The 25,761-nt window shown below is 68.5% G+C and carries 24 protein-coding genes and 4 pseudogenes; 9 read left to right on the forward strand and 19 right to left on the reverse strand.

Annotated features, from left to right (window positions below):
- Window positions 1-91: 91 nt before the first annotated feature.
- The 3 genes from M1203_RS26275 (at window position 92) to M1203_RS26285 (ending at window position 2,506) form a co-directional block, all read left to right on the forward strand.
- Complete coding sequence (locus tag M1203_RS26275) at window positions 92-493, forward strand: transposase (protein ID WP_249952287.1); 402 nt, start codon at window positions 92-94, stop codon at window positions 491-493.
- Window positions 494-561: 68 nt separating this feature from the next.
- Window positions 562-1,065: a hypothetical protein gene (locus M1203_RS26280; RefSeq protein ID WP_249952288.1), complete on the forward strand. Its 504-nt coding sequence runs from the start codon at window positions 562-564 to the stop codon at window positions 1,063-1,065.
- Between the two features lie 448 nt (window positions 1,066-1,513).
- A complete protein-coding gene (locus M1203_RS26285) occupies window positions 1,514-2,506 on the forward strand; it encodes an aldo/keto reductase (protein WP_283959056.1) in 993 nt (330 codons plus the stop codon).
- A 51-nt stretch (window positions 2,507-2,557) separates the two neighbouring features.
- On the opposite strand, the gene M1203_RS38810 is transcribed toward M1203_RS26285, so the two are convergent.
- The 4 genes from M1203_RS38810 to M1203_RS26300 form a co-directional block, all read right to left on the reverse strand.
- Window positions 2,558-2,683 carry a hypothetical protein gene (locus M1203_RS38810; protein WP_283959057.1) on the reverse strand — a complete coding sequence of 42 codons (126 nt, stop codon included), beginning with the start codon at window positions 2,681-2,683 and terminating at the stop codon, window positions 2,558-2,560.
- Window positions 2,684-3,215: 532 nt separating this feature from the next.
- Window positions 3,216-4,403 (reverse strand): IS701 family transposase, encoded by a 1,188-nt coding sequence (locus M1203_RS26290; protein ID WP_249952290.1) that lies wholly within the window; start codon window positions 4,401-4,403, stop codon window positions 3,216-3,218.
- 81 nt (window positions 4,404-4,484) lie between these two features.
- A complete protein-coding gene (locus M1203_RS26295) occupies window positions 4,485-5,723 on the reverse strand; it encodes an IS701 family transposase (RefSeq protein ID WP_249952511.1) in 1,239 nt (412 codons plus the stop codon).
- A gap of 144 nt (window positions 5,724-5,867) precedes the next feature.
- The gene (locus M1203_RS26300) at window positions 5,868-6,800 is read right to left on the reverse strand and encodes an aminoglycoside phosphotransferase family protein (protein ID WP_249952291.1); all 933 of its coding nucleotides are present in this window, start codon (window positions 6,798-6,800) and stop codon (window positions 5,868-5,870) included.
- Window positions 6,801-6,980: 180 nt separating this feature from the next.
- Here M1203_RS26300 and M1203_RS26305 point away from each other — a divergent pair, with 180 nt between their 5' ends.
- Window positions 6,981-7,385, forward strand: coding sequence for a hypothetical protein (locus M1203_RS26305; protein WP_249952292.1), 405 nt, complete (start codon window positions 6,981-6,983; stop codon window positions 7,383-7,385).
- On the opposite strand, the pseudogene M1203_RS26310 reads toward M1203_RS26305, so the two are convergent.
- The 7 genes and pseudogenes from M1203_RS26310 to M1203_RS26340 form a co-directional block, all read right to left on the reverse strand.
- Window positions 7,350-8,185, reverse strand: a pseudogene (locus tag M1203_RS26310) (IS5 family transposase). The gene M1203_RS26305 and the pseudogene M1203_RS26310 sit on opposite strands and share 36 nt — an antisense overlap.
- 1,019 nt (window positions 8,186-9,204) lie before the next feature.
- A complete protein-coding gene (locus M1203_RS26315) occupies window positions 9,205-10,086 on the reverse strand; it encodes an alpha/beta fold hydrolase (protein ID WP_249952293.1) in 882 nt (293 codons plus the stop codon).
- Window positions 10,087-10,223: 137 nt separating this feature from the next.
- The gene (locus M1203_RS26320) at window positions 10,224-10,802 is read right to left on the reverse strand and encodes a TetR/AcrR family transcriptional regulator (RefSeq protein ID WP_249952294.1); all 579 of its coding nucleotides are present in this window, start codon (window positions 10,800-10,802) and stop codon (window positions 10,224-10,226) included.
- 467 nt (window positions 10,803-11,269) lie between these two features.
- Window positions 11,270-12,166, reverse strand: a complete 897-nt coding sequence (istB, locus tag M1203_RS39265) for an IS21-like element helper ATPase IstB (RefSeq protein ID WP_374404120.1) — start codon at window positions 12,164-12,166, stop codon at window positions 11,270-11,272.
- A 15-nt stretch (window positions 12,167-12,181) separates the two neighbouring features.
- Window positions 12,182-13,822, reverse strand: a pseudogene (gene istA, locus M1203_RS39270) (IS21 family transposase); the annotation flags it as partial.
- A 137-nt stretch (window positions 13,823-13,959) separates the two neighbouring features.
- Window positions 13,960-14,553: an IS30 family transposase gene (locus tag M1203_RS26330; RefSeq protein ID WP_374404122.1), complete on the reverse strand. Its 594-nt coding sequence runs from the start codon at window positions 14,551-14,553 to the stop codon at window positions 13,960-13,962.
- Window positions 14,554-14,818: 265 nt separating this feature from the next.
- A complete protein-coding gene (locus M1203_RS26340) occupies window positions 14,819-15,472 on the reverse strand; it encodes a TetR/AcrR family transcriptional regulator (protein WP_249952296.1) in 654 nt (217 codons plus the stop codon).
- A gap of 149 nt (window positions 15,473-15,621) precedes the next feature.
- Here M1203_RS26340 and M1203_RS26345 point away from each other — a divergent pair, with 149 nt between their 5' ends.
- Window positions 15,622-16,380 carry an SDR family NAD(P)-dependent oxidoreductase gene (locus M1203_RS26345; protein ID WP_249952297.1) on the forward strand — a complete coding sequence of 253 codons (759 nt, stop codon included), beginning with the start codon at window positions 15,622-15,624 and terminating at the stop codon, window positions 16,378-16,380.
- Between the two features lie 47 nt (window positions 16,381-16,427).
- Here the strand turns inward: M1203_RS26345 and M1203_RS39275 are convergent.
- Together M1203_RS39275 and M1203_RS26355 are read right to left on the reverse strand one after the other, a co-directional pair.
- Window positions 16,428-16,902, reverse strand: a pseudogene (locus M1203_RS39275) (Tn3 family transposase); the annotation flags it as partial.
- 31 nt (window positions 16,903-16,933) lie between these two features.
- A complete protein-coding gene (locus M1203_RS26355) occupies window positions 16,934-17,833 on the reverse strand; it encodes an aminoglycoside phosphotransferase family protein (RefSeq protein WP_249952299.1) in 900 nt (299 codons plus the stop codon).
- A 339-nt stretch (window positions 17,834-18,172) separates the two neighbouring features.
- On the opposite strand from M1203_RS26355, the gene M1203_RS26360 reads away from it, so the two are divergent.
- Complete coding sequence (locus M1203_RS26360) at window positions 18,173-18,769, forward strand: dihydrofolate reductase family protein (protein ID WP_249952300.1); 597 nt, start codon at window positions 18,173-18,175, stop codon at window positions 18,767-18,769.
- 291 nt (window positions 18,770-19,060) lie between these two features.
- Here the strand turns inward: M1203_RS26360 and M1203_RS26365 are convergent, their stop codons facing one another.
- Both M1203_RS26365 and M1203_RS26370 read right to left on the reverse strand, forming a co-directional pair.
- Complete coding sequence (locus M1203_RS26365) at window positions 19,061-19,492, reverse strand: hypothetical protein (RefSeq protein WP_249952301.1); 432 nt, start codon at window positions 19,490-19,492, stop codon at window positions 19,061-19,063.
- 62 nt (window positions 19,493-19,554) lie between these two features.
- Entirely contained in the window at window positions 19,555-20,694 is a 1,140-nt protein-coding gene (locus M1203_RS26370) for a hypothetical protein (protein WP_249952302.1), read from the reverse strand.
- 275 nt (window positions 20,695-20,969) lie between these two features.
- On the opposite strand from M1203_RS26370, the pseudogene M1203_RS26375 reads away from it, so the two are divergent.
- The 3 genes and pseudogenes from M1203_RS26375 to M1203_RS26385 all read left to right on the forward strand — a co-directional run.
- Window positions 20,970-21,166: pseudogene (locus M1203_RS26375) on the forward strand (transposase family protein); the annotation flags it as partial.
- 128 nt (window positions 21,167-21,294) lie between these two features.
- Entirely contained in the window at window positions 21,295-22,023 is a 729-nt protein-coding gene (locus M1203_RS26380; protein ID WP_249952303.1) for a hypothetical protein, read from the forward strand.
- Complete coding sequence (locus tag M1203_RS26385; protein WP_249952304.1) at window positions 22,020-22,454, forward strand: J domain-containing protein; 435 nt, start codon at window positions 22,020-22,022, stop codon at window positions 22,452-22,454. The genes M1203_RS26380 and M1203_RS26385 overlap by 4 nt, the downstream gene beginning before the upstream one ends.
- A 13-nt stretch (window positions 22,455-22,467) precedes the next feature.
- Here M1203_RS26385 and M1203_RS26390 read toward each other — a convergent pair whose 3' ends face one another.
- The 4 genes from M1203_RS26390 to M1203_RS26405 are packed head-to-tail and all read right to left on the reverse strand — an operon-like array spanning window position 22,468 to window position 25,415.
- A complete protein-coding gene (locus M1203_RS26390) occupies window positions 22,468-22,620 on the reverse strand; it encodes a LysM domain-containing protein (RefSeq protein WP_249952305.1) in 153 nt (50 codons plus the stop codon).
- On the reverse strand, window positions 22,607-24,484 hold the full coding sequence (locus M1203_RS26395; protein WP_249952306.1) for a M48 family metallopeptidase: 1,878 nt from the start codon (window positions 24,482-24,484) through the stop codon (window positions 22,607-22,609). The genes M1203_RS26390 and M1203_RS26395 overlap by 14 nt, the downstream gene beginning before the upstream one ends.
- Window positions 24,481-25,191 (reverse strand): sigma-70 family RNA polymerase sigma factor, encoded by a 711-nt coding sequence (locus M1203_RS26400; RefSeq protein ID WP_249952307.1) that lies wholly within the window; start codon window positions 25,189-25,191, stop codon window positions 24,481-24,483. The genes M1203_RS26395 and M1203_RS26400 overlap by 4 nt, the downstream gene beginning before the upstream one ends.
- Window positions 25,188-25,415 carry a hypothetical protein gene (locus tag M1203_RS26405; protein ID WP_249952308.1) on the reverse strand — a complete coding sequence of 76 codons (228 nt, stop codon included), beginning with the start codon at window positions 25,413-25,415 and terminating at the stop codon, window positions 25,188-25,190. The genes M1203_RS26400 and M1203_RS26405 overlap by 4 nt, the downstream gene beginning before the upstream one ends.
- Window positions 25,416-25,761 lie beyond the last annotated feature (346 nt).

Consider the following 25,761-nt stretch of genomic DNA (forward strand, 5'->3'; position numbering starts at 1 on the left):
GCGGTTTTGGTGTTGTTACCGGTTTTCTTCGTGTCGACGAAGGCTGTGTCCACGACGATGCGCGGGGGGCTCATCCGGGGCGGGACGTTTCGTGGTCTTGTCGAATATGGAGTCCTCCAACGGCGCGAACTCCGTGATCGCCTACGGCAAGGGCGGAGAAATCGCCTCCAACCGGCACGACGCACAAGAGATGTTCGTCCTATGCCTGCGCATCCTCCAGTCCGCCTTGGTGTACGTGAACACCCTGATGCTCCAGGACATCCTCGGAGAACCGGAGTGGGCGGACCTTCTCACGCCCACCGACCGCCGCGGCCTGACGCCGCCCTCCTGGTCGCATGTCCGGCCCTACGGCGAGGTGAACGTCGACATGGGCGCCCGCCTCGACCTCGCCGCTGCCTCTGTGCCGGGCCCCGTACCCCAGCCGGCCAGGCGGCGCGATCCACCGGCCGGCACCGACTCCTACCGCCTCGCCAGCACCCGAGCCCGAACCTAACAGCCCGCAGCGGGCTGACCCCGGAAAACACCGAACCGCTGGTCAGGGCACCTGCCAGGCTCCGCCTCGTGGAGATACTCGATGTCCTGACCAGCATGGCGAAGACAGGCCGACTGGGCCCGGTGTTCAGCGGAGCCGACTGGAACGAAGTGACCGCCGCGCTCGGTGAGCCATGGGACTTCGGCGCGATGAGCCGGAACAGGAAGTGGCCGAGGCTCTTCGCCTACGGGGACCTTGAGTTGAGTGTCTGCCGCTGCCGCAAGATCTCCCTCATCTGCGTCCAGACCTGGCGTGACGTCGTCGAACTCCCTCCGTCGGTTCTCGCAGGGACGGGCACCTTCCCAGCAAGGCTGCGACACACGGACGTCGTTTCCGCCTTGGACAAGGCCGGCTGTTCCTGGGCGCCGTATGCTCCGCTGACCTTCGGCGACCAGTTCTCACTTGTGGTGATTCCGTCTGGAGCGAACTTCACCTTCGAAATCCCTGAGGACGAGGAACCCGTGCTGAACGTCATGGGACTGCCCTGCGACGGACACGACTGCTCCGCACGGACTGCAAGCCAAGATCACTGACGCGAAGCGCCGTCAAAACTCGGGTTCTGGCACACATTCCGTGAACGATCTTGAAGTCTCGCTACGGTGGCAGGGGCATCTGTCGACTGGCCGGCACCAACGCCGCGCAGCCAGAGCTGGTTGAGTCCGTCGCCGAGTCCGTTCACGGAATGTGTGCCTGAACCAAATCTCGATCAACGCGATGCCCTGCAAGGACATGTCGACGAGCCTAAGCAACCCGCGGCCCGGCAGCACCCAGGGGTGCGGCCACCGCCCCGCGGAAGCACCCTGCCGATTTCTTACCTGTTCCGCTTGCTTGGAGTGCACTCCAAGGCCATAGCGTTGAGGGCATGCCTTTATCACCGGGGTCTCGCTGACGTCCCGGAAGGCTGTCCAACCTCTATACCGGCTCCCGGCTGAATACGAAATAAGCGGGAGCCAGACAATCGATTCCCCAGGAGCATCTCTAATGCGACGGCGCAAACTAGGACAACACCTCGAAGTCTCGGCTCTCGGGCTCGGCTGCATGGGCATGAGTTTCTTCTACGGTCAGCCACAAGACACAGCCGAGATGACGAAGCTGCTGCGGGCGGCCGTTGACCACGGCGTGACTTTCTTCGACACTGCCGAAGTCTACGGTCCGTTTACCAATGAGGAGCTGGTCGGTCAGGCACTGGCACCGGTCCGCGACCAGGTGGTGATCGCCACCAAGTTTGGAATCAAGCACGGGGAGCACGGGCCGACCCCGATGTCCGGGGTCGACAGCAGGCCCGAGCAGATCCGCCAAGTGACCGAGGCCTCGCTCAAGCGTCTTCGAACCGAAAGCATCGACCTGCTCTACCAACACCGCGTCGACCCCAACGTGCCCATTGAAGAGGTGGCCGGCACGGTCAAGGAGCTGATCGCCGAAGGCAAGGTGAAGCACTTCGGCTTGTCGGAGGCCGGTGCCGCGACGATTCGTCGCGCCCACGCCGTGCAGCCAGTAACGGCACTGCAGAGCGAGTACTCGCTCTGGATGCGCGAGCACGAAACCGAGATCATTCCGACCTTGGAGGAACTGGGCATCGGTCTGGTGCCCTACAGCCCGCTCGGCAAAGGATTTTTGACCGGAAAGATCGATTCCAGCACATCGCTGGCCGACAACGACCTCCGCCGCCTGCTTCCGCGCTTCAGTCCTGAAGCACGGCAAGCCAACCAGGTGCTGGTCGACCTGCTGCGGCAGATTGCCGACGACAAAGGAGCCACGCCGGCCCAGATCGCTCTCGCCTGGGTACTGGCGCAGAAGCCGTGGTTCGTGCCGATCCCCGGCACCACCAAGCTGCACCGCCTGGAAGAGAACCTGGGCGCACTCGACGTCGAGCTGACAACCGGCGACCTACATCGGATCGAAGAGGCCGCGGCCAACATCCGGATCCAGGGCGAACGTGTCCCTGAGCAGTTGCAGTCACGGTTCGGCCGCTGAACCCGACCGACTTTCTGGGCGTCCAGTCCAGGGTCCCGGCAAAATCGCATTTCAGCAGGTCAGCAGCAGTTGGACGGGGCGGTGCGGGTCCCGGGCGTGATGTCGCAGGGCTTGGGCGATGTTGGTCGCGCCGTGCAGGCGCAGCATGCTGATGGCGGGGTTGCATAGTGAAGCCATGATGCGCGGACCGTTGGATGGGCGGATCCGGGATCGGTCCTACAGAACCGTGGACAATCCATAGGGACCAGCATCGAAACCCGCAGATCGCTGCCCAGTCAGTGGCCAGCGGCGAAAGGAACCTACAACGCGGACACGCGCACACGCTCAGCAGGTCACGCAAGCGCCCTCGCCGCAAACCACACACGGACGACTGCAAGCCAATGCAGTAGAGGGACCTGAGCCGGCCGCGCGCGGCTTCGACCGCTTCGACCATCGACATCTGAGGGACGACCAGCCTCTCTCACCGAGAACACCTGTGTTGTTGTCCTGGCAAGCACCCCGCTGCTGCCACAACTCGGGTTCTGGCTCACATTCCGTGTAGCTGTTACGGACAACTAGTACTGCAGCGGTTCTTTTGTGTGACGGTGGGTCGGTTTCTGGTGGTGTGTGGCCTCGTCGTTTGTAGTGGCTGGTGCGGGCTTGGTGTTGTCTGCGGCGGCGCCAGTTGGACCAGTGCAGGACATGCTCGGGCTGGGCCGGGTGAGCCGGCTCATGAGGTGTCGGAGTTCGGGGAGGGTGAGGGGTATGAGCTGGGAGGATCCGTTTCTGCTTTCCCGGTGTCGAGTTCGCGGGCCCGCAGGACGGTGAGGCAGGCGTGGGCTGCCATGGCCAGGGTGATGTGGCGGTGCCAGCCGTCGTAGCGGCGGACCTGGTAGTCGTCCAGGCCGCATTCCTGCTTCGCTGTCTGGAAGCATTCCTCCACTGCCCACCGGCTGCCGGCCACATGGATGAGTTCGTCGAGTGTGGTACCGGCCGGGCAGTAGGCGATGTAGTAGGAGATCTGTCCGGGTCGGCGGACGCTGCGGCGGGCGATGACCCAGTGCCGGCGGTCGGGCCGGTGCCAGGGGCGGACTTCGACACGGGCCCAGTCGTAGACCCGGGGGCCGTGGGCGCCGTTGCCGCAGGAACGGCGCTTCCACTTCTGTCTCGGGAGACCGGGAAACAGGTCGTGGACGGGGTGGTCGATGGCCCAGCGTGTGACGACGGTGTCGTGCCGGGTGGTGGCCATGACGTGGAAGACATCGGCTCGCTCGAGTTCGGTCCGCCAGCCTTTGGAGAAGCCGTAGGCGGCGTCCGCGGTCACCCACCTGAACGGGATCTTCTCCGTGACGGCCCGGCGGACCATGGCCCTGGCCATGACGACCTTCGTCTCGAAGGCGACCGTGTCCCCGATGCCGGCGGCCCGGCACCGTTCCCGGTCATCCGTCCATGACGTGGGCAGATACAGGCGGCGGTCGATCAGTGTGCGTCCACGGCGGCCGGCATAGGCGAGGAACACTCCGATCTGGGAGTTCTCCGTACGTCCCGCCGTGCCGGAGTACTGCCGCTGGACACCCGCCGAGCGGACACCCTTCTTCAGGAAACCCGTGTCGTCCACGATCAGCACCGCTTCCGGGTCGCCCAGGTGCTCGACCACATAGTCCCGCGTGTCGTCGAGGACCTCATCGGCGTCCCAGTCGATCCGGTTCAGCAGCCGTTGGATCCGGTCCGGGCCCGCATGGCCTGCCTCCTCGGCCAGCGTCCATCCGTTCTTCCGCTCCAGCGGAGCGATCAGTCCCCGCATATACGCAAGCGCCGACTCACGCGGCTCAGACCTGGAAAACCGGTGCACGAAACGCTTATGCAGAGTCTTCAACTCACCAGCCCACGAACGGACATCAATCAGTTCCCCACCCATGAACAGACCAACGACCCACCTGCCCAACCGTCACCACAAGGACCGTTGCAGTACTAGTACTCCAGCTGTAGATCGCGATCTTCATGTCTGCGATGCGGCTTGTCGCCGGTAATGGCTGGTGAGGGATCGCTGCTGATGGAGCCGCCGCCAGTGCGACCAGCCGAGCCGGTAGGCCAGGTCGTGGCGAGGCTGAACGATGACCATGATGAAGAGGCGCTGGATCTCGTTGCAGGACAGAGGGACCAAGCCACCCGGAGCGGGGCTGCGGGCGTGTTCGTCGGCACGGACTACCGCGAGGAAGGCGTGGGCGAGCATCGCGAGGGTGACCCAGCGGGTCCAAGAGCGGTAGCGGCGGACCTGGTGCTCGTCGAGTCCCGCCAGACCTTTCTCGGCCTGGAAGGTCTCTTCCACACGCCACCTCGAACCAGCGGTCTTGACCAGCACAGCCAGCGGGACCGGCTCGGTGGAGTGGCAGCGATAGTAGGCGAGTTCGCCGGTGGTGCGGCTGCGGCGGATCAGAAGCTGGTGGCTGCCCGGCGTCGGGGCGACAAGGTCGACGACGGCCCAGTCGTAGAACCGTTGTCCCTTCGCACCGCGTCCGGCCGAGAACTTCTGCCAGGCCCGCTTCGGCACCTTCTTCGCCAGGATATCGGCGCGGAACCTCCCTGCGCCTGTGGCCATTTCGGCCGAGCAGGCCACGGCAAGGACATAGCCGATGCCGCGCTCCTCCAGCGCCGCGCGCAGTCTCGGGTTGCCGCCATAGACCTCGTCACCCGTGACCCAGCCGACGCGGTGTCCGGCATCCCAGAACCGTTCGATCATCCTGAGGGCCAGGTCCGGCTTGGTCGCGAAGACGGTGTCCTCGCCGAGCCCCGCCGCCCGGCAGCGATCGGGATCGCCCGTCCAGGAACGCGGAATGTACAACTCCCGGTCCACCGCCGCGTGCCCCCGGGCGCCGGCATAGACGAGGTAGACCGCGACCTGGGAGTTCTCGATCCGTCCGGCTGTGCCGGAGTACTGGCGCTGGACCCCGACGGTGTTGATGCCCTTCTTCACGTCGCCGGTCTCGTCGACGACGAGCACCGCGGCTTCGTCGTGGAGGTGCTCGACGACGTATTCGCGCACGTCGTCGCGGACGGCATCGGCATCCCAGACGGCCCGGCACAACAGATGCTGCATACCGTGCGGGCTGGCCTCCCCGACCCACTCCGCGATCGTCCAGCAGTTCTTGCGAGGCAGGTCCGACAGCAGTCCCAGCACCAGCCGCCCGGCTCGCAGGCGGGGTTCGTACCGGGCGAACCGGCCCGCGATGCGGCCCATGGCCACCTCGAACGCCTCCCGCCACCGGACGGGATCTATGCTGTGACCTGCGGCCACCGTCTCGTCGTCAGTCCACACAACTCACGATGATCAATGGTGGCCGCACTCGTCCACCCACCGGACCCGGCCAGCACCCATCACGCTCTACGAGCGTTCGGTGAGCAACTCCGCCAGTCGGTCGGCGAATTCAGTGAGCCAGTCCAGCCGTGGTCCGCTGCGGGCGATACGAAAACCGTGGCGGCGGCCCCAGAACGCAGCCTGGACGGCATGGAACTGGGCCCACCGCTGGACGCGTCCGCGGTCGAGTTCCGCAGCCTCGGCGAAGACGTCCACGACGCGGTGGACAGCCTTGCGCAGGTCATCCGCTTCGAGGAGCGTCAGCGCGCGGGACTTCAGCAGTGTGCCGCCGTCGTAGGCGGGATCTCCTACGTACCCCTTGGGGTCGACAGCCAGCCACGGCTCTCGGCCGGCACGCAGGATGTTCCGGGCATGCAGGTCGCCATGGATGAGGGTGTCCGGCTGGGCCCGACCCAGCTCCCGAACGGTCGCCACGGCGGCGTCCAGCACCTGACGCGGCAGTGCATGCGTCAGCTCCTCGGCGTCCTTACACAGCTGCTCCTCCCAGGCATCGGCCTGCTCACGCAGCCGGGGCAGGCCGGACGGCGCGGGGATGGCCAGGCGGCGATTGAGCCGCCCGGCGACCGTCACCACCTCGTCGCCGTCCTCGACCTCCGCCAGGGTCGACGGCTGAACCCGCTCCAGCAGCATCGCGAACCGCTCGTCGTCGCGCTCATGCAGCAGGACGGCGCCGCACCCGCCCCACGCAACGAACGCATCCGGCTCATGGACATTACCGGGATGCGGAAACGACACCTTCAGCACGGCCCTCTCCTCAGCCCCCCGCCGTACTGGAACGATGACGCCGACGCCCCCGTGCATGACCTCGCCATCTGGGATGCACGCCCAGCGCCCCAGCAACTCCTCCACGATCCCGGGCAGCTCGGCGAGCCATGCCGCTCCGGCCTCTCCCTCGCGGTTGACGGTGCTCTGTGCGAACTCCTCTGGCATCGCGATCATCCCGGCATCCTACGCGCCAGCCCGCCACAGCCACCAAGCCCAAGCCGACTACTGCCGCCGCCGGGCACACCGCGCACTATGAAGATCGCGATCTACAGCTGGAGTACTAACAACTCCTAACGGAATGACTCTTTGGGGTCGGTTGCCCGGCGTGAGGTGCTTGTCGGGCAGCATGGGGCGATGGACGTTGAGCAACCGCTGCCGCGCGAGGTGAAGGTCATCGATTCGGCCTCGTTGTTCCGGCTGGAGGAGCGGGCGGGTGACCTCGGCCTGAGCCAGCGGTTGGATCCGGCGTGGGTGCGGGCGAATGCGGCGCCCGGCGGCACCCACTATCTGTGGCCGGCCTTGTGGCACACCCTGTCCCACCGCCCGGACGTTCCCGATCACGTGCGGTGGGAACTGCTGATCACCCTGCGTACGGGAGACCAGGTGGTGAGCTGGCTGGACGTGATCCCCGACGACTTCACCCCGCTGCCTAAGGTGACCTCGCGCGAAGAGGGAATGCAGGTCAGGCGGCTCCTTGACCAAGCTGCTTCGGTCCGGGAATGGCTACTGCGAGAGGGCGAGGGACCGGGTCAGCTCTGACAGGCGTCGCCAGCAGATGAGCGCGCATCCCATGGTGAGGAAGGCTTCGTGGATGTCGTCGCGGATCTCCCAGCGGATACGCAGACGGCGGAACCAGTACAGATGGGCGAAAGCACGCTCGACAACCCAGCGCTGAGTGCCCAGTCCGGATCCGTGTTCGCTTCCGCGTCACGCGACCAGCGGTTTCACTCCCAGCCCTCAGACCAGGCGGCGATACTTGTCGTGGTCGTACCCGCGGTCAGCGAGAACGACATCGGGGCGCCGCCGGGGACGGCCGCGTTTGCCCCGCACGGGCGGCACCGCTTCCAGGAGCGGGATGAGCTGGGTAACGTCGTTGCGGTTCCCACCGGTCAGCGTGACGGCGAGTGGGATGCCGGTGGCGTCGGTGATCAGGTGATGTTTGCTGCCCGTCCTGCCCCGGTCAACGGGGCTTCGTCCCGTCTTGGAGCCCCCTTTAACGCCCGGATGTGGGAGCCGTCGACCGCAGCCCGGGAGAAGTCCAGCAGGTTCGCCCTGCGGAGTTCGGCCAGAAGGACCTCGTGGAGCCGCGGCCAGACGCCGGCCTCAGTCCACTCGGCCAGGCGGCGCCAGCACGTCATGCCCGAGCCGAAACCGAGCTCCTGCGGCAGGTGTTCCCAGGCAATCCCGGTGTGCAGCACGAACAGAATGCCCTGGAACACCAGCTGGTCCGGATGCCGCTTGCGCCCGGGATAGCGAGTGCGGCGCTCAGCCTTCGGCAACAGCGGTTCGATCACCGCCCACAGCCCGTCCTCAACATGCCACGGCTTCGGCCGAGCCACCCCACACTCCCGGATCGTCACTCCCGAAGCGATCCAACCACCTCGAAGATCATTCCGTTAGGAGTTCTAAGCCCTCGCGGCCTCAATTAGCGCTTTGACCTGGGCTGATCGTACGGCGCAGCCTTCGCGGGTCGATGTTGTCGATCTTCGGAGGACCTGGTGGCGGTCGAGTTCCTGTCGGATCAACAGGCAGCCCAATACGCGGCGTTCAACGGAGCGCCGTCTCGTGCGGAGCTGGAGCGGTACTTCTTCCTGGATGTGTTTTCGCCGGGCAGTTTTGGCCCCACTCCGCCGAGTTGTGTTGGCCCCACTTTTGAGCCGTGTGGGGGAACGGTGCAGGAGGGCTGCGGGAAGAACGGATTGTTCTGGCCCCACCCTCGACGGGTGACGTTTCGCGGGTGTCCTGGGGCGGAGTGGTGCAGGTGCGGACCGTGGTCCGCGGCGGCCGGTAGCGTGTGGCCCACGGAGCCCGCCCGGCTGCTTCCCCTGACAGGAATGCGGTCGGGCCGGGCGCCTTGTTGCCCCCGTCCGACGATGGTCGAGTTAGGTTCTGCTCTGACGGAACCCGGGGGGGATCATGGAACAGTGGCCTGAGGGACCTGTCGCTGACCCGGAGGCGGCCCGGGAGCGCTATGTCTCTGACATGCGGGCGTCACGCAAGGCTCTGCGAGAAGTGATCAGGGCCGACCTGCCTGCCGCGCACTTCGGCCTTGGAATCGTCGTCGTGGCAAGTGTGGTCGTGGGCCTGTTCGCAGGGGCCATTGCTGGAGCCCTCGTGGCTGGATTCTTCGCCGCTCTGTTTCTTGTCGCGCTGGCGGTCATGCTCCTTCGGGGGATCAGGGGGATGGACGCAGGTAGCCGGGCCTATCTCTTGTTGTGGGTCTCCGAAAATCCCCGGGGCTGCTCTCGGGCCCCACTCCGTTCGGCGCTAAACCAAGGTGCCGCAGCCGCCGACCTTCCGAGGACCGGGCCGACTCGGCCCGTCCGCGTCGGACGGCCGACATCGCGGCCTGGCCCGGCTACGAGTTCCCGGCCAGGAACGGCAGGACCACGTCGGCCATCTCGTCGGGTACTTCCTCGGCGAGGTCGTGTCCGGCGTCGAAGACGTGCCCGATGACGTCGTGGGCCATGAGCCGCATCTGGGATTCGTTGCGGTCGCCGATGAAGGCCGAACCGCCGAGCGCCAGCACCGGGATGTCCAGCTTCTTCTGTGCGGCCTGCCGGTTCTGTTCGGCGTCGACGAGCATCGCCCGGTATATCGAGAGCATCGCGCGGATGCCGCCGGGCATGGAGTAGCAGCGCACGTATTCGTCGACCGCGTCGGGGGTGGCGGTGTCGGGGTGGCTGCGCTCGAACTTGATCATGTAGGTGATCAGCTCGCGCTCGTGTCCGGCGATCAGCATCTCGGGTACGTCCGGCTGGAAGTAGAAGCCCAGATGCCACAGGTGCAGGCCGCTGGCGACGTTCTCGGGGGTGAGGGCGGTGTGGTCCTCGAAGCCGAAGCCGGGGAACAGGGCCTCGGCGAACACGAGAGCGTTGACGTGGTCGCGGTGGCGGGCGGCGAGCTGGTAACCGATCACCGCTCCCCAGTCCTCGCCGATCACGGCGTACGTCTCGTGTCCGAGGTGGGTCATCAGCTCGGCGATGTCGTCGCTCATCGTCGCGGAGTCGTAGCCGTCCGCGGGGCGGGCGGAGTCGCCGAGGCCGCGGAGGTCGGGGACGACGACGGTGTAATGGGGCGTCAGCTTCGGGACAAGGTGGCGCCAGTGGTAGCTGGTCTTGGGCACGCCGTGCAGCAGCACTACGGCGGGGCCGGACCCGGCCGTCCGGTAGTGAAGACTCGTTCCGTTGACGGCACCACGACCGGTGCGCAGGGGCGTTGTGGTGTGGTCGTACATCATGACGTGGGTGCTTCCTGTCCTGGGTGGGTCGGTGCTGGGGGGACGCTGTCGTCGTGGCGGGGGCGGGCGCCCCATTTTCTTGATCGATCGTTACGGATTCGGGGTAAGGGAAACGCCTGGCCGAGGCCGCGGACCCCTCAGTCGAGAGCGGTCAGCGCGACGTCCACGAGGGGTTCGAGTGCGGAGGCGTCTGGCGTGATCTTCGAGGAGACCAGCAGCCCGTTGAGGAAGGTGACCAGGAACGCGGCGACCGTGTGTGGGGCGCGCCGCGCCGCGATCTCGCCCCGCTCCATGGCGGCCCGCAGTACCTCGGTCAACGCCTCCCGGCTCGCGTCCTGCATGTCGCGCACGGTGCGGCGGGTCGCCGCGTCCTGGGGCAGCCGCTCGCAGACGGCATTGACGGCCAGGCAGCCTTGGCCGCCGTGCTCGATGGCGATGCGGATCCGCTCCGTCAGCAGCGTACGGATCGCCGCGCGGGCGTCCGCCCCGTCCTCCAGACTGCGCAGGGCGGCCGCAGCGAGGGTGGTGCGGTAGTGCTCCAACGCGGCCCTGTACAGGCCGTCCTTGTCGCCGAACGCCGCATACAAGGACCCCTGTCCGATCCCCAGGTGCTGGGTCAGATCGCGCACCGAGGTCGCCTCATAGCCGCGTGTCCAGAACAGCTCCATCGCGCGGCTCACCGCCGCCTCGGTGTCGAACTCCCGGGTCCTTGCCATGCCTCCACCGTAACTTATCTGGATCGTACGATCAAGAAAGCGTGAACGGTGGACTGGCGGTGCGCTGAGCCGCTGGTCGGCCTCGTCCAAAGCAGCGGCAGCCAGGTCACGCGATTGGTGCAGGCGCCCGCGAGCCGGGACGGTGACGCGGACGCTGTAGCGGCCCAGGCGGTTGAGGTTCACTTGCCTGCACGGGGGAACGCCGGGCCACGTCCTCTGTTCAGCGCCCCGCAGGTGGGGAGCACGGTGAGCAGGTCTGGGGATCCCCTGAGCAGGGGTGGGGATTCTCAAAGAGCCTCAACATCTCTTCACCTTTGGCTGGGCGAACTGGGTCTAGGCTGCCCAGGGCCTTCGGTATCGGCCTGGACGGCCCGCAGGATCGTCTCCCACGTGCCGTCCGTTGATGACCAGGCGTCTGGCACTGTCGATGTCCACTTCTGCAGTGAGGTTCGTGCCGAGCTCGCCTCCTATGCCGCGACCGCCTTGCGCTTGGCGGTGGTGCTGGCGAGGCGGAAGGACTGGGTGCCGGTTTCAATGATGTGGGCCTCGAAGGTGAGCCGGTCGACGAAGGCCTGGCAGAGCCGCTTGTCCGTGAAGGTCTGGTCCCACTCGGTGAACGGCCTGTTCGAGGCGATCGCGATCGCGTGCCGTTCCTCGCGCTCAGTGAAGATCTGGAACAGCAGCTCGGCGCCGTGCCGGTCGAGCTTGACGTAGCCAAGCTCGTCCATGCAGAGCGGGTCGACCCGGCCGTATTTCTTGATCGTGCGGCCCAGCTGCTTGTCGCTCGCGGCTTCGGCAAGCTCGTTCACCAGGTTCGCCGCGGTGGTGTAGCGGACGCGTCCGCCGGCCTCGGCGATCGCGGTGCCCAACCCGATCAGTAGGTGCGACTTGCCGGTGCCGGAGTCACCGATCAGGCAGAGCGGGTTGCCCGCCTGGACCCAGGCGGGCTGGGTGAGGGTGTTGATCACCTCTTGCGGGACGTTGGGGTTCTTCGAGAAGTCGAAGTCCTCGATCCGCTTCGGCCGCGGGAGATTGGCCTCCTTGACCCGGCGGACCTTGCGGCGGGCGTCACGGTCCTCGCACTCGCTCTCCAGCAGATCGGCCAGGAAGTCCGCGTAGGACGCGTGCTCGCGCAGGGCCTGGGTGACGAACTCTTCCCAGCGCGTACGGACCCCAGACAGGCCCAGGCTCCGGCAGGCCGCGTCGATCGTCTCTGACGGGTTGGGCCCGCGCTGGCCGGGCAGGCCGGGCAGGCCGGGCAGGCCGGGCAGGCCGGGCAGGCCGGGCAGGCCGGGCAGGCCGGGCAGGCCGAAGGAACCCCACCGCCCCGTGGTCGCAGGGGCGGGGGTGGTGCTCTGCGTCATGCTGAGCCTTTGGATAGAGAGCAACTGGCCGTAGGCGGCCAGCGATGGTTCAGGCCGGGAGTCCGGCGGCACGACGGGACGCCGTCGTGGCAACGAGATGACCTGGGCCGGATCGGCTTCCGGCTCCGCCGGCTCCGATGTGTCGGGCTCGGCCGTGGCCGTGGCCGTGGTGGTGGGTGGGGCGATGACGGCCGGTGGCGGACCACCGGCAGCGGCGACAGCCTTGCGGGCCTCGATGGCCACCAGGTCCGGCGAGACCGACCCCGCCTCAAGGACCGCGGCCATGCCCGCGACGACGGCTGCGCCGGGCAGCCGACGGTGCAGCAGCAGGACCTCGATCAGGGCCCGGGTGCCCTCGGAGCGTCCGTGGGCCTCGCGGGCCGCGGCCCAGAACGCGTCGTGGGTCGCGGTGAACTGCCCACTCTCGCGGGCCGCGGCGAGGCCGGTGGAGTGCTTCAGGGCGCCGGGCTTGTGCCGCAGGATCTCCAGGTAGTGGTCCAGCAGGTCCCTGAAGCCGTAACGGCCCGCCAGACGCGGGTGGCGGACCACGATCTCGTTGCGGTCGAAGACCCAGACCTCGTCCGCTCGCAGCGAGACACGGACGTTGGTCCCGATGAAGCGGGCCGGGACCGAGTACTTGTTCTGTCGGACCGTGATCCGGGACGTCTTGTCGACCTTCGGCGTCAGCGTCAGGCCGATGTCGAAGTCCTCGAACGGCAACGGGGCCAGCAGCGGCGCCTCGTAGTCGAAGTCGAAGCCCACCGAGGTGGGCCGGTTGTCGACGTGCCGGGCATCCTCGGCGATCTCGATCTGCTCGATCTTCTCGTTCAGTTCGGCGAGCGTGTCGACCTCGGGAACCGGGACCAGGTGCGAGCGGCGGAAACGCCCGCCCTCGTGCTCGACCCCGCCCTTCTCATGGGCGCCCTCGACCCCGGGACGGCAGTAGAACGCGTCGAATCCGTAGTGCGAGCGGAAAGCTACCCACCTCTGCGACTCCACCCGGGAGCGGCCGAAGCAGACCTGCGAGACCGCCGGCTTCAGGTTGTCGTAACGGATGTGCCTGGTCGGGACGTCGCCCAGGATCCGGAAGGCGTCCACGTGCCCCTGCATGAAGGCTTCCTGCCCGGCCGTGGAGAACACCCGGTGGACCGCTTTGCCCGAATACGACAGCCGCAGTGTGAACAGTTGGCAGGCCATCGGCTTGCCGTCGACCCGCACCCAGACCTCGGCGAAGTCGACCTCGGCCTCCTCGCCGGGCCGGTGGAGCTGCGGAACCATGCCCTCGGTCAGCATCCGGGCCCGCTCGGCCTCTTCCCGGATCTGCGGTCGGCGCACCCGCAAGTAGTCGTTGAGGATGCTGTAGGCGACGGTGAACCCGTACTCGTCCCGCAGCCGGTCCATGATCCGCTTGTTGGTATGGCGCTGCTTCGGCGGCGCGGTCAGATCCGCCCGCAGCATCTCGTCGATCCAGCCCTTGCTCTGGTCAAGGACCGAACGGCGCGTCTCGATCGGCTTCCGTGCAGGTGGCAGTGCACTGTCCAACGCCTGGCGCACCACCCGGCGGTGCACTCCGTAACGCCGAGCCAGACTCCGGACCGAAGCGTTCTCCAGCCTCCGGTCACGACGAATCCGCTCGAACAACTCAACACGCCGCAAAACCCGGCCTCCTGACACGGCCAGCTGACAACCCGCACAGCGTGATCCCGGCCACGAACCCGGGTCAATCCGGCATTACCCCAAACGAGTGCATCCCACCCGATCAACTGCCGGGTGGGGCCAAAACAATCCGTTCCTCACCCGGGGCCAGAACAACCCGGTACCCCGGGGCCCAAAGAGGCCGCCCTAAACAGGCTGGTGCGCTCGACGAGCGTGGCGACCGCCGAGGGCCGGGTACCCATCACAAGGTCGCCCTCCCAATGACCGGGGACCTCGCGGTCCTTGACCTCAGCGGGGCGCGCCGTGATGGACACCATGCCGCGGATGACGCCCCGCCCGGCAGGCCGGCGGGCGATCTTCGGACGGCGCATGGGCCTGGCTGACCGCAGGCGCTGAGTGAGGCTGCGGTCGATCGCCTGGCGTCGGCGCGGGTCGTGGAGCGAGAGGTAGATCGCTTCGTGCGAGATCCGCGTGGCGCTCTCACCGGGGAACTGGCGTCGCAGCCACCCTGCGATCTGCTCGGGAGACCAGCCCAGAGCCGGCTTGGCCTCCACCAGTGCGCGCAGAGCCGGTCGTTGGGCGAGCTTGGCCTGCTTGGGCCGGCGCCCGCGCGCGTAGGCGGCCGCATCGGCGAATGGGGCACGGTAACGGTCCCGGCCGCCGTTGCGGCGATCTCGCGGGAGACGCTCGACGGCGATCTGCCCAGTCGCCTGGCCACCTGCCGGGCGGATTCCCCGGCGGCGATGCCGCGGGATATCTCTTCGCGCTCGCTGCCGCGGGGTGAGGCGGATGCCGCCGCTTCGGTGCAGGAACCGACAGGCGTGCCGCATCAGTGCCCCGAGCGCCCGCCCGATCGAGCTGAACGACTGCCCCTCGCGCCGGCCTCTCCAGATCTCACCCCGCTGAGCCGGCGAAACCCGTAGTCACGCACCTGTTCCTCCACGACATGTGCCGCTGAGTGGAGGTGTCGCGGATGTTGAGCATCGCGCGCCAGTGTCAACGTTCCCGCTTCGGGTCAGGCTGGCGGGTCGGAGTGTATCTGGCGAGCATGGTCTGGACCGCCTGTTCGACGGCGTCGTGGATGTCGGAGGCTGTGGGGTTCCAGTCGGTCAGCAGCATGCGGGGCCACAGGACGTAGTTGGCGATCATGCCGAGGAACTGGTTCGCGGCGCTCACCGCGTCCGGGACATCAGCGTTGCCCGCCTCGTGCTCGGATTCCAAGTAGTGCTGAACGGAGGTGAAGTAGGGCAGTTTGCCGAGCTGGAACTGCATCCGTCCCAGTTCGGGGAAGCGAGGCAGTTCGGCGATGACGATCCGGAACAGGGCTGTCATGCCGGGCCGGCCGACCAGGTCGGCATAGCGGTGGCCGACGATTGTCAGTCCGGAGCGCAGATCTCCGGGCTGTGGCCGCGCGGCAGCGTCCTCGGCGTCACGCTGCCAGGATTCGGTGACGATGGCCTCGAAGAGGGCCGCCTTGGTGGGGAACCGCTTGAACAGGGTGGACTTCGAGACCCCGGCCGCTTCGGCGATCCGGGCCAGTGAGGTGCCGTCGTAGCCGCGATCCAGGAACAGTTCTGTGGCTGCTGTGGTGATCGCCTCGCGTTTCTGCTGAGCGAGTCTGCGGTGGTGTGCGGAGAGTTCTGCTGCCATGCGGACAGTATGCCGCAGACCCGAGGCGAGTCACTTGACTCGCATCTTTAGTCCTGCTTACGGTTACGCAAGCAAGGCGAGTCGAGTGACTCGCCTCCTATCTGTGGCCCCGGCTGAGTTCCGGTAGCCGCGCGGAGGAGGAACAGTTCATGACAATCAATAAGATCGCTTTGGTGACCGGCGCGAATCGCGGCCTCGGACGTGGCGCGGCCATCGCTCTGGCCAGACGCGGGGTGCGGGTCCTGGTCACCCACCGCGGTGACGCGGCCGGGGCTGAGAAGACGGTGGAACAGGTGCAGGCGGTGGGTGGGACTGCCGCTGCTCTCCGGCTCGACATCAGCGACGTCGCCTCTTTCGCGTCCTTCACCACCGAACTGAGCGAGCAGCTGGGACGCTGGGGTACTTCGCGGCTCGACATCTTGGTCAACAACGCGGGAGTGGGGATATTCGGACCGCTGGAGGACGTCACGATCGACGACTTCGACACGGTGATGGGTACCAACGTCCGGGGCACGTTCTTCCTCATTCAGTCACTTGTGCCGCTGCTGACCCGAGGCGGCCGCGTCATCAACGTCTCGACGTCACTGACCCGCCACACCAGCCCCGCCACCTCGGTCTACTCCGCCTCGAAGGCCGCCGTCGAAGCCTTGAGCCGTACCCTCGCCGCCGAACTCGGCCCGCGCGGAATCCGGGTCAACTCCATCGCCCCGGGACCGACCGCCACCGATTTCAACGGTGGAGCGATGCGGGACGACGCCGGGATGCGCCAGGTTCTGGCCGGACAGACCGCGCTCGGCCGCGTCGGCGAACCTGAGGAGATCGGCGACGCCATCGCCACGCTGGCCTCCGAGGGCCTGCGCTGGGTCACCGCCCAGCGCCTTGAGGTCTCCGGCGGCGCCCTCCTCTGAGCGACCGGGCGACGGCCTATAGAGACGCAGGCAGCGACGGCCCCGACTCACTCCCAGCCGGTCTCGTCCTCGTCCAGCTCCGGCGCATCAGGGGCCCGAAGCGGGCGCAGGACGCCGGCGGCGGGGGGCGAGGCGGTGAAGCTGTGGCGGCCGAGCAGGTTCAGGTACCGCGCTCGCCGTGGCACACATCCCGGGCGAGCTTGTGGCGGGACTCCTGCACGGTGAGCTGCCGGTTCATGAGCTGCCGGTTCATCTGACGGCGGTGGGTGTCGTCGACCGGGTCGACCGCGCGGAGCAGGTGTTCGGTCTTGGCGATGCGCCCGTACTCGGCGAACGCCTGCCCCAGCGGAGTCGGGCTCCCCTCGCGGCCGAACATCCGCAGCAGGTCGTAGGCGCGCACCTGGTGGTGACCAGGGAGCCGGCGACCTTCAGCATGTCCGGCCAGTGCGTGATCACCTTGTTCAGGTCGGCCGGTTGCAGGCCAGGTCCTTCAGCGGATCCGAACAGGCCAACAGCGCCCGGGGCATTGCGCGTTGGTCGATCGACGCCGACGTCAAAGACCCTTCAGGACACGCTCAAGCGCCGACCGGCCTGTGGGCCCCCAGTTCGGCTTGCCGCCCGGCAGGCCGCGGTCCCCGTTCTGGCCCATCAGCATCAGGAACAGGCTCTTCATTGCGGCCAGCCCACGCGCCCGTCGGACCGCCGCCTCGTCCGCCTGCGCATAGCTGTCGAAGAACCGCGAGGCGCCGCCCGTGGGGAGCAGTACCCAGGCGGTCGCAAGGTCCCAGGCCGGGTCGCCGGCGAAGACATCGCCGAAGTCGATGACGCCCGCCAGTGTCCCCTCCGCGACGACGACGTTCGCGGGATGCAGGTCGCCGTGAACCCACACTCGCGGGCCCTCCCACCCGGGAGCCGCGGCCGCGTCGTCCCACACGGCCCGGATGTCGTCCTCGGCGAAGTGGCCGAGGTCCACGGCCCGCAGGAAGTGCTCGAAGTCCTCCGTGCATTCCTTGGGATGGCCGCCGCGGTCCGAGGGGTCCGGTGCTTCGGCGGGCGCCTCCACATGCAGTGCCTTGAGGAAGGCCGCCAGGATGTCGGCCGCATGGTCGCTGCGGGTGATCGAGCCGTGGTCCAGCGGCGTGCCCTCAACCCATGTCATGACGGTCCAGATCTTGGGGAAGCGCTCGGACGGCGCACCGTCCCGCACGGGGACCGGGATCGGCAGCGGCAGGCGCGAGGCAAGGGCCGGCAGCCACCGGCGCTCCTTGAGCTGCGGATCCGGGTTGGTGTCCATCCGCTGCATCCGGACCGCCAACTCGTCCCCGAGGCGCCACATCTGGTTGCCCCAGCCGCCCGCCACCTCGCGGATGGGCAGCGCGGCCAAGTCCGGATGCTGGTCCCGCAGCAGGTCGCGGACCAGATCCTCGCTGATCTCAATCTCGGATTCGATCATGCGGAGTCACATTACTTGGCGCACACGGAGGCGACCACGTTCCCTGGGGGATCCAGCTCACTCGGTGGGGGCGGTGTCGGCGGTCACCGGCGCGTGGGAATCGGACTACCGGACCCGCCTCCGGAAGATGGCCACAACGGCCACAACAGCGGTGGACGACCTGCACGACGAAATACGCGAGGCAACAGCAACTCGCGTGCCAATGTCTACGAGATCGGACGGCACGATGCTCGCGCAGTAGCGCCGGGTGGCATGATCATTCAGCGGCCTCGTACCCCGGCACGCCAACCGGCGGCCCCGGGTCGCACCGCGACAGCGGACCGAAGGAAAGGAACTGGCGTGCGCAGACTCGTCCACTACATCGCCACCACTCTCGATGGCTTCATCGCGGGCCCGGACGGCGCGGATCCCAGCGGTGCGGACGGCTTCTGGCCCATACCTGAGGACTACATCCAGCACCTCGTGGCCGAGTACCCGGAGACGCTGCCCGTCCAGGCCCGGCAGGCACTGTCCGTCACCGCGGAGGGCACGCACTTCGACACGGTGCTTGAGGGGCGGCGCAGCTACGAGATCGGTCTTGCGGCCGGAATCACCGACGCCTACCCCCACCTCCGTCACCTGGTATTCACCCGGACCCTGACCGAGAGCCCGGACCCGGCCGTCGAACTGGTCTCCGACGACCCGGTGGCAACCGTACGGGAACTCAAGGAGCAGGACGGCAAAGACATCTGGCTGCTCGGCGGCGCCGAACTGGCAGGCTCCCTCTACACCGAGATCGACACGCTGATCCTCAAACTCGGCCCGCTGACCATCGGCGACGGGATACCGCTGTTCTCCCGCAAGGCCGCTTTCGATCCGCGCACCTGGACGCTCACCGACCACACCGTCCTCAAGAGCGGCGCGGTGTTCCTCACCTACACACGCGTCAACGGCTGAACACTCCAGACAGGCGGCGCTTGTCCCGGACCGGACACGCGGATACGCCGTACGCGGACACGCTCAATGGGTCACACAAGCGCCGCCCTCGCCGCAAACCACACACGGACGACTGCAAGCCAATGCAGTGGAGGGAGTCGCGCAACTCGGGCCTCTCGCTGGTCTTGTGACGCGAATCCCGAATGCGGCCGGCATCAGATCGAAGTCCATGTGCGCATGATGCCGAACGTGCCCGCCAGCACGCGATCACCCTGCTTGCCCACGGCTGCCTAACCCCCGTGACGACCGACCTCAGACGGACCACGCGGGCGGTGGGATTTTGCCGGGGACAGCACCATCGGCGAACCGGCGTATCCGCTCCTCTTCCGCGCTCTCATCGGTGGCATCGTAGTGCCGCACTTGGTTCCACCAGCGGTCGTGATCGAAGCCGTCGCGGTGGTTGAAGGAACGTGCGGTGCTGCGCAACCGCTGCCACTCACGCACGATCGCGGCCCGTTGCCACGGCTCGGGCTGCTCCAGCCGGAGGAGAGTGTGCAGGAACGCCGCCGAGTCACTGACCAGGATAAGCAGGGACTGCATCGCGAAGGACGTCTCGCCGGTTGCACCTACTTCCTTGTATACCCGCCCCAACTGTACGTTGAGGAACGTCGTCAAGGCGATGACGTCTTCGTGCGTGAGGTCGGCGGCGTAGGCAAGGGTGGGCTCGGACTGTGGGCTTGTCATGCGAACGGGGCCTCCCGTTTGGTCGCGCGTTCTGGGACCTGCCCGTCCGTGACGGGCCACGTTTACCGCAGGGCCGGATGTGACGTCTTGCGTACGGTCCATGGTTCCTGGTCCACACCCACTCCGTCCATCGTCATTCCCGCGAAGAGTCCCACGGCCCCTGAGATCACGCCCAGCAGCAGGCCGGCCCAGTACGGGACGACCCCCAGCAGGAACGGGACGGCGAGGAGGGCGCCGAGCGCCGCGACACGCAGGTGTGAGGCGTGCACCTTCGGGATGTACCGGGAGGGCCGCGGAAGCGGTGCGACGGCGAGCGCGGTGTCGGTCTCGCGCACCGGTGCGACACCGGCACGCAGATATTCCGTGTGGTCCTCCTCCGGTGTCACGCCCCAGACCACATGGCCGGAGTCGGAGACGAACGCGGCGGAGACCCTGCGCTGTTTGTCCGTGCCCGCGATGTCACGCCACCGGGTGGGCCAGTACAGCCAGCCGCCGTGGCCCACGAGCCGGGCGGCGGCCTGGGCGAGGTGCTTGTCGCCCACGGCTATACGGAAGTTGTAGCCGCTCATGGCCTGGAGCCGGACAGTGCGCCGGCCCTCGGCGCCGGCCTCGGGCACCAGCTCGACGTAGTAGGTGCTGGAGGTGGCGACCTGGCCGACACCGCTCCCGGTCGGATACCGGTACGACTCCCGCACCGGGGTACCGAACCGGACACGGACCGCGTGGACGCGGCCCGCCGCGGCGTCCTTCCTGAGCATGCGCTGCCCGGGTCCGAGCTGGTTCTTGAGCAGACCGAGGGCGGAGAGGGACAGCACAACACCGAAAAGCCAGGCGAGCAGGCAGTACAGGCTGCCCAGGACCGACCCGCCGTCGCCGTAGGCGGTGCGCGCGGCCACGTACGGTGCCCAGACGGTCAGGCAGGCCGCAGCGAAGAACCCCCAGTCGCGGCGCACCGCCCCCAGCTTGCCGGGGATCTCCTCCCGGGGCGGAGCGGTCGCCGGCAGCGGCTCCACAGGCGGCGCCGACCGGCTGGCCAGCAGCCAGCCCACAACGAACACCGCCGCCAGGGCCAGCGGCACGAGAATGTCCAGACGCGGGGCATCCGCTTCGTAACGGATCCAGGCCGCGCCCCACGCGGCGGCCGTGGACAGCAGGGCAGCCGCCCCCAGAGTCCTGGCAAGCGGTATGGAACGCTGCTGCATGCGGTCTCCCCCGACCGTGACGTGAAGATCCTGTGTACGGCAGGGACCCTACGCCCTGCTGCTCAGTTCCCGGAAGCGGCGAGCGCAAATACCGTCGCCACGCCGCAGAAGTTCTCATCCCGTCTCTCCGAACAGGGAGTTCACTGTGCGGGACGGCTTCCCAGCTCGTCCTCGAACGCATGGTCTCCGAGGGGCAGGAGCCGACCACCGCTCTGTCACACGGTCCCCCGCACGAAGAGGCGGCTCCTCCCCCGTAGGCAGGCCGGCACCGAGACCGTCGTCACAGCGGGCGGATCTCTCTGCACTGGTCATCAGCAACCGCTATTGGCGCCGGCGCGAGGCACCGGCTGGTGTTCGTCACCGGCTGCCGGCCGCTCTCGTCCATCTCCGTCACGGAACCACCCACGACGTGCTGGCCTGCTGTTCTGGCGTGGACCGCTCGACCATCACCCGGGCCATCAACGAGTCGCGCGGACATCTCCCAGACACGCCAGAACGGTGGGCGCCGGCCCGGATTTCCGTGCCAGGCGCTGGTTTTCGCGCGTGCGCCCCAGGACAATGAGGCAGGTATCGGCTGGATCGCTCTCCGGGAGGCCCCGCATGACGTCGCAGCCTGTGCCCTGGCCCGGTGAGGGCGGTGCGGTGGACCGCCGGTCCGGACGGTTCCCCGCCCCCAGGCCGTCCGTGGGGGCTCCCGTGCATGACGCCGGGACGCTCGGGTTCGTCGACCGGCCCGGACGGGAGTACTGGTGGCGGCAGTTGGGCGAGGCGGTCCGGGACCGGATGATCGCCAGGGTCGGGCCGATGGTCGAGTGGTGGGCGTACTGCCACCGGACGGACACGGAGCGGCCGTATGCGGTGGTGTTCGGGGAGCGGGGCCTCGCCGTGAGCACTCCGACGCTCAACGACCGTGGCGGACCGGCCCAGTTGCTCACGGTGACGCCTTTCGTACCGTCGTCCTTACGGCATGCGGTGGTGGTGCGGAAGCCGACACGGGCCCCGTCCGGCAGAGTCGCTCTGCCAGGCGCGTCGGCTCCGGATCGGCTGGGCGGCGAGGAATTGCCGTTGTCGACGCGGATGCGCGGATTCCTCGGCAATCTGCCCGTGGAGGCGCAGTCGCGGCTGCAATGGCCGTTCGTCAACGGTGACGTGTTCGACCGCGGGGACTTCCACTACTCCGGGGACGGGGACGAGATGGACGTCTGGTGCTATCTGGCCGGACGCCGCTGGGTGACGTTCGTGTCGGGACACGGCACGGCTCTGTCCGGGCCCGCGCATCGCGCGTCATGGCGGCTGATCTGCCGGCAGGCCGAGGTCGCGGTCCGATGACCGAGAAGGCCGAACCGGACTACTACGCGGTCCTCGGTGTCCCTGCCGACGCCGACCGGGCGGAGATCGGGCGGGCGTACCGCCGCAAGGCGCTCACCCACCATCCCGACAAGGGCGGCGACGCCGGGGCTTTCCGGGGCCTGCACCTGGCCTACGAGACGCTGACCGACCCGGTGCGGCGTGCCGCGTACGATCGCCGCCGTACGAGGACGCCGTCGGCCGGTGCGCGGTGGACTCGGGCCGAGCCGCCGCCCGCGGCCGACCCTTTCGCGTGGGCGCCCGGCGCCGGTCCGGTCACGGACGACCGCCGGGTGCACTCCGTGCCCTTCCCGGAGCACGATCCCGGCGTCTCCTGGCGGCGGGCCGACCGGTTCGCCTGGTGGCGCCCCGTCGAGGAGCCGGGGCCGAAACGGCGTCGCCGCCGTCGCTGACCCGCCGTCCCGGTCACCGGCACCGTGCCGTGCCGCTTTCCCGCACCAGCAATCGCTGCCCTGCGACGAGGCCGGTCCTGCGCCCCATGTCGTTGTACTCCTGGAGGGCTTCGACGGTGGTGCCGTACCGGCAGGCGATTTCGCTCAGCGTCTCACCCGGCAGCACGCGGTGGATGCGGTAGGGGAAGTCGGGCAGGGGGAGCGTGAAACTCAGGCTCGGGGTGGGCCGCCGTATGTCGAGACCCGGCTGCGTCGGCAGCGGCAGGGTGAGCCGCGGCGTCGGCGAGAACCGCGGGGCGGCCTGTGTGGGGAACGCCGGCCGGTAGGGCTGCGAGGGGTCCGTGCCGATCAGGGCGACGACCCACACCGCTCCCGTGGCGATCAGCGCGCCTACGGTCACCTTGGCGACCTTCCGCTGCCGCGCGAGTTCCCCGAGGACCAGGTCCGGGGCGCGCCGGGTGGTCCGCGGAACGGTCGTACGCCCGGCCGGCGCGGCCACGGTACGCAGGGCCAGCACGACGGGTGCCTCGGTGTCGAGGCCGAGGCGGGCCAGTTCCCGTCGCAGAGCGTGTACTGCCGCACGGTCGCGTACGGCGGCGACTACCAGGTCCTCCAGGCGGCCGGCCGGGTCGGGGGCAGTGCAGCAGGTAGCCGTGGGTCCAGCTGAGTTTCCAGCGGGCCCGGCCCGCTCCGGCCAGCGCCTGCCCGGTCAGCGCGTACAGCGCTTCGGCGAGTTGCTCCTCGGGCTCGGGGGCATCGGTGAGACGGCGTATCAGCTCGGCCGGCTCCCCGCGCTCCAGCAGATCGAGAACGGTGGCGAGGGTGGGCCGCGCGGTGACGCCGACGCCGCGTGCCGCGTCCAACAGGAGGCTCGCGAGTTCGACCGCGAACGCCTCGGCGGCCAGGTCGGCCCAGGTGGTCACGGACAGCTCGGTCACCGGCCCCCCGGCCTTGTCGAGCATGCTCTGCCGTACCCGCCGCACGGGTCTGTCGGCGGTGACCAGCGGCCCGTCGTCGACGACGTCCGGGGTGTCCCCGGCGGGCCGTGCCTCGATCAGGGCCAGCCGCCGGGCCAGCGGCGGGTGGGAGTCCAGCGGGGACCGGCCCTCTTCGACCGGGTGCTCGCGCAGGTCTGCCATCCGCTCCCGGACGCACGGATCGTCCAGCATGGCGGCGAAGGCCTCGAACACGTCCTCGGGCGCGAATCCGAGGCGCTGCACCGGCCGCAGGTAGCGGCTCTCGAACCCGGCCCAGGTGAGGGCGAGCGCGTGGACCGCGCGCAGCGCGTCGGCGGTCACCGCGGGGCCGACCGCCGCGACCGCCTCCGCGTCCGCCTCCAGTTCCTGGCGCCGGCGCACCGCGAGCGACAGGCGGAAGTACAGCCACCCGTAGCAGCTGATCACCGAGTGGAACAGCCAGGCGTACCCCAGCCTGGCCTCCTCGGACCGCGCGGTCATCCGGAGCCGGAACAGAGCGGAGCCGAGTGCCGCCGCGCCCCGGTAGGTGAGCGCGCCGAACCGGGTGTGCCGGCCCGCGTAGTGGCCGAGTTCATGGCAGAGCACGGCCCGCAGTTCCATGGGCTTCAGCCATTTCAACAGGGGGACGCCGAGGTACATGGTCCGGTCCCCGACGGCGAACCCGAGCAGTCGGGCCTTCTCCGACACGGACGCGTTGGCCTCCGGTGTGAGGTAGATCCGGTCGGGCGGCCGGGTGCGCAACCGCCCGGCCAGGTCCTCGACCAGCCGCCACAGGCCGGGCGCCTCGGCGCGGCTGACGAGCACCGCCGCGGGTGGGTGCTCCTCCGTGCGGCTCACCGTGGCGATGCCGTACAGGAGCGCGACGGCCGCCGGGATGCTGCCGCCGAGGACCAGCGACCAGTTGCCCGCCCGCGAGGGTGCCTCGACCATCAGCCACAGCATCGCCGCGACCAGCGCCACGTCGGTCACAAGGAGCGCGGACGCCACGACGTAGAACCCGGCGAGCAGTCCTACGGCGAACAGCCCGCGTAACCAGCCCAGAACTGCGCTCACCCTCTCTCCTCCACTCGGCGGGCCACCTCGGCCCGCGCCCGGCCGAGCCGCTCCGGGTCCGCCTGGAGGGCCGCCCGCAGCCAGCTTTCCGTGTCGCGCAGAGCCGCGTCGACGGGGTCACGGCCGAGGCCGATCCGGCTCACGTCCACCCGGCCGAGACGGCCCGGTTCCGCCCCGCCCAGGAACGGATCACGACCACCGATCGTCTCGTCCGCGCTCATGTCCAGCGCCTCCCTCAGCGTCCGGCGCGCCTTGGACACGTTCGCGGCGACCCCGCCGCGTGTCATCCGCAGCGCCTTGGCGATCTCGCTCTGGGACCAGCCGTGCAGGCAGAACAACACCATGGTGGTCCGCTGCCGTGGTGGCAAGGCGGCGAGCAGCCGCAGCACTTCGCGTGCCTCGGCGCTCTGCTCCGGGCCCGCCTGGACGGGCACCGGTACATCGGGCAGTCGCTGCTCGCCCGTTCTGCGCCTGCGCTGGGTCTTCCACAGCCGCTGGACCGCCACCCGGTACACCCATGCCTCGGGCAGTTCGTACCCGGCGATTCGCTCCCAGGCCCGGTACGCCTCCACGAACGCCTCCTGGGTGACGTCCTCGGCGTCCGCGCGGCTGCCGCACAGCATGATCACCTGCGCCAGAACGCGAGAGTACGAGCCGGAGAAGAAGGTCTCGAAGTCACGGGGCCGCACGGCCGGTTCCGTACTCACGGGCGGTCCGTCCCTGGCCCGAGGACCGCCGCCGAGCGCGCGGTCAGCGTGTCGCCGTCCGCTCGTGTGACCTCGACCGTGCCGCCTGGCCCCGCCGCCCGCACGACCGTTGCCAGGGCCTGCGCCCACGCCCGCTCCTTCGCGGGCCGCATCCACAATGCCGCCAGCATGTACACCAGCCGGGCACACACCGGTACCACGACCAACACCACAGGGTCGATCATCTTCGCGTCCTTCCTCGGACTCACAGCAGTGACACCCGGATACAGCCGCACGCGCCCAGGGTGTTTACCCACGGACGGGAAACGGTGCCGCTTGCCCGTTCACTTGGCTACCGACCCGACCTGCTGTTGGCCCGTGGCCCGGTCCCCGACCGCAACTTCAGCCCGGACGCCGACGACCTGATGGCTCTGGCCACGGGCGAAGCGGACACGGACCGGCGACCGGGTATCCACTCCAGTCGGATTGTGCCGCGCTCTGCCATTCTCCCCTGCGGCGCCAAGGCCGAAAGTGCGGCAGCCTGGCCTGTTCTCCCTCGTCCCGATGGCCGAGATCCCTGTTGCCAGCGCC

It is taken from the genome of Streptomyces sp. 35G-GA-8 (assembly GCF_023534745.1).
In the GTDB taxonomy this organism is placed as follows: Bacteria; Actinomycetota; Actinomycetes; order Streptomycetales; family Streptomycetaceae; genus Streptomyces.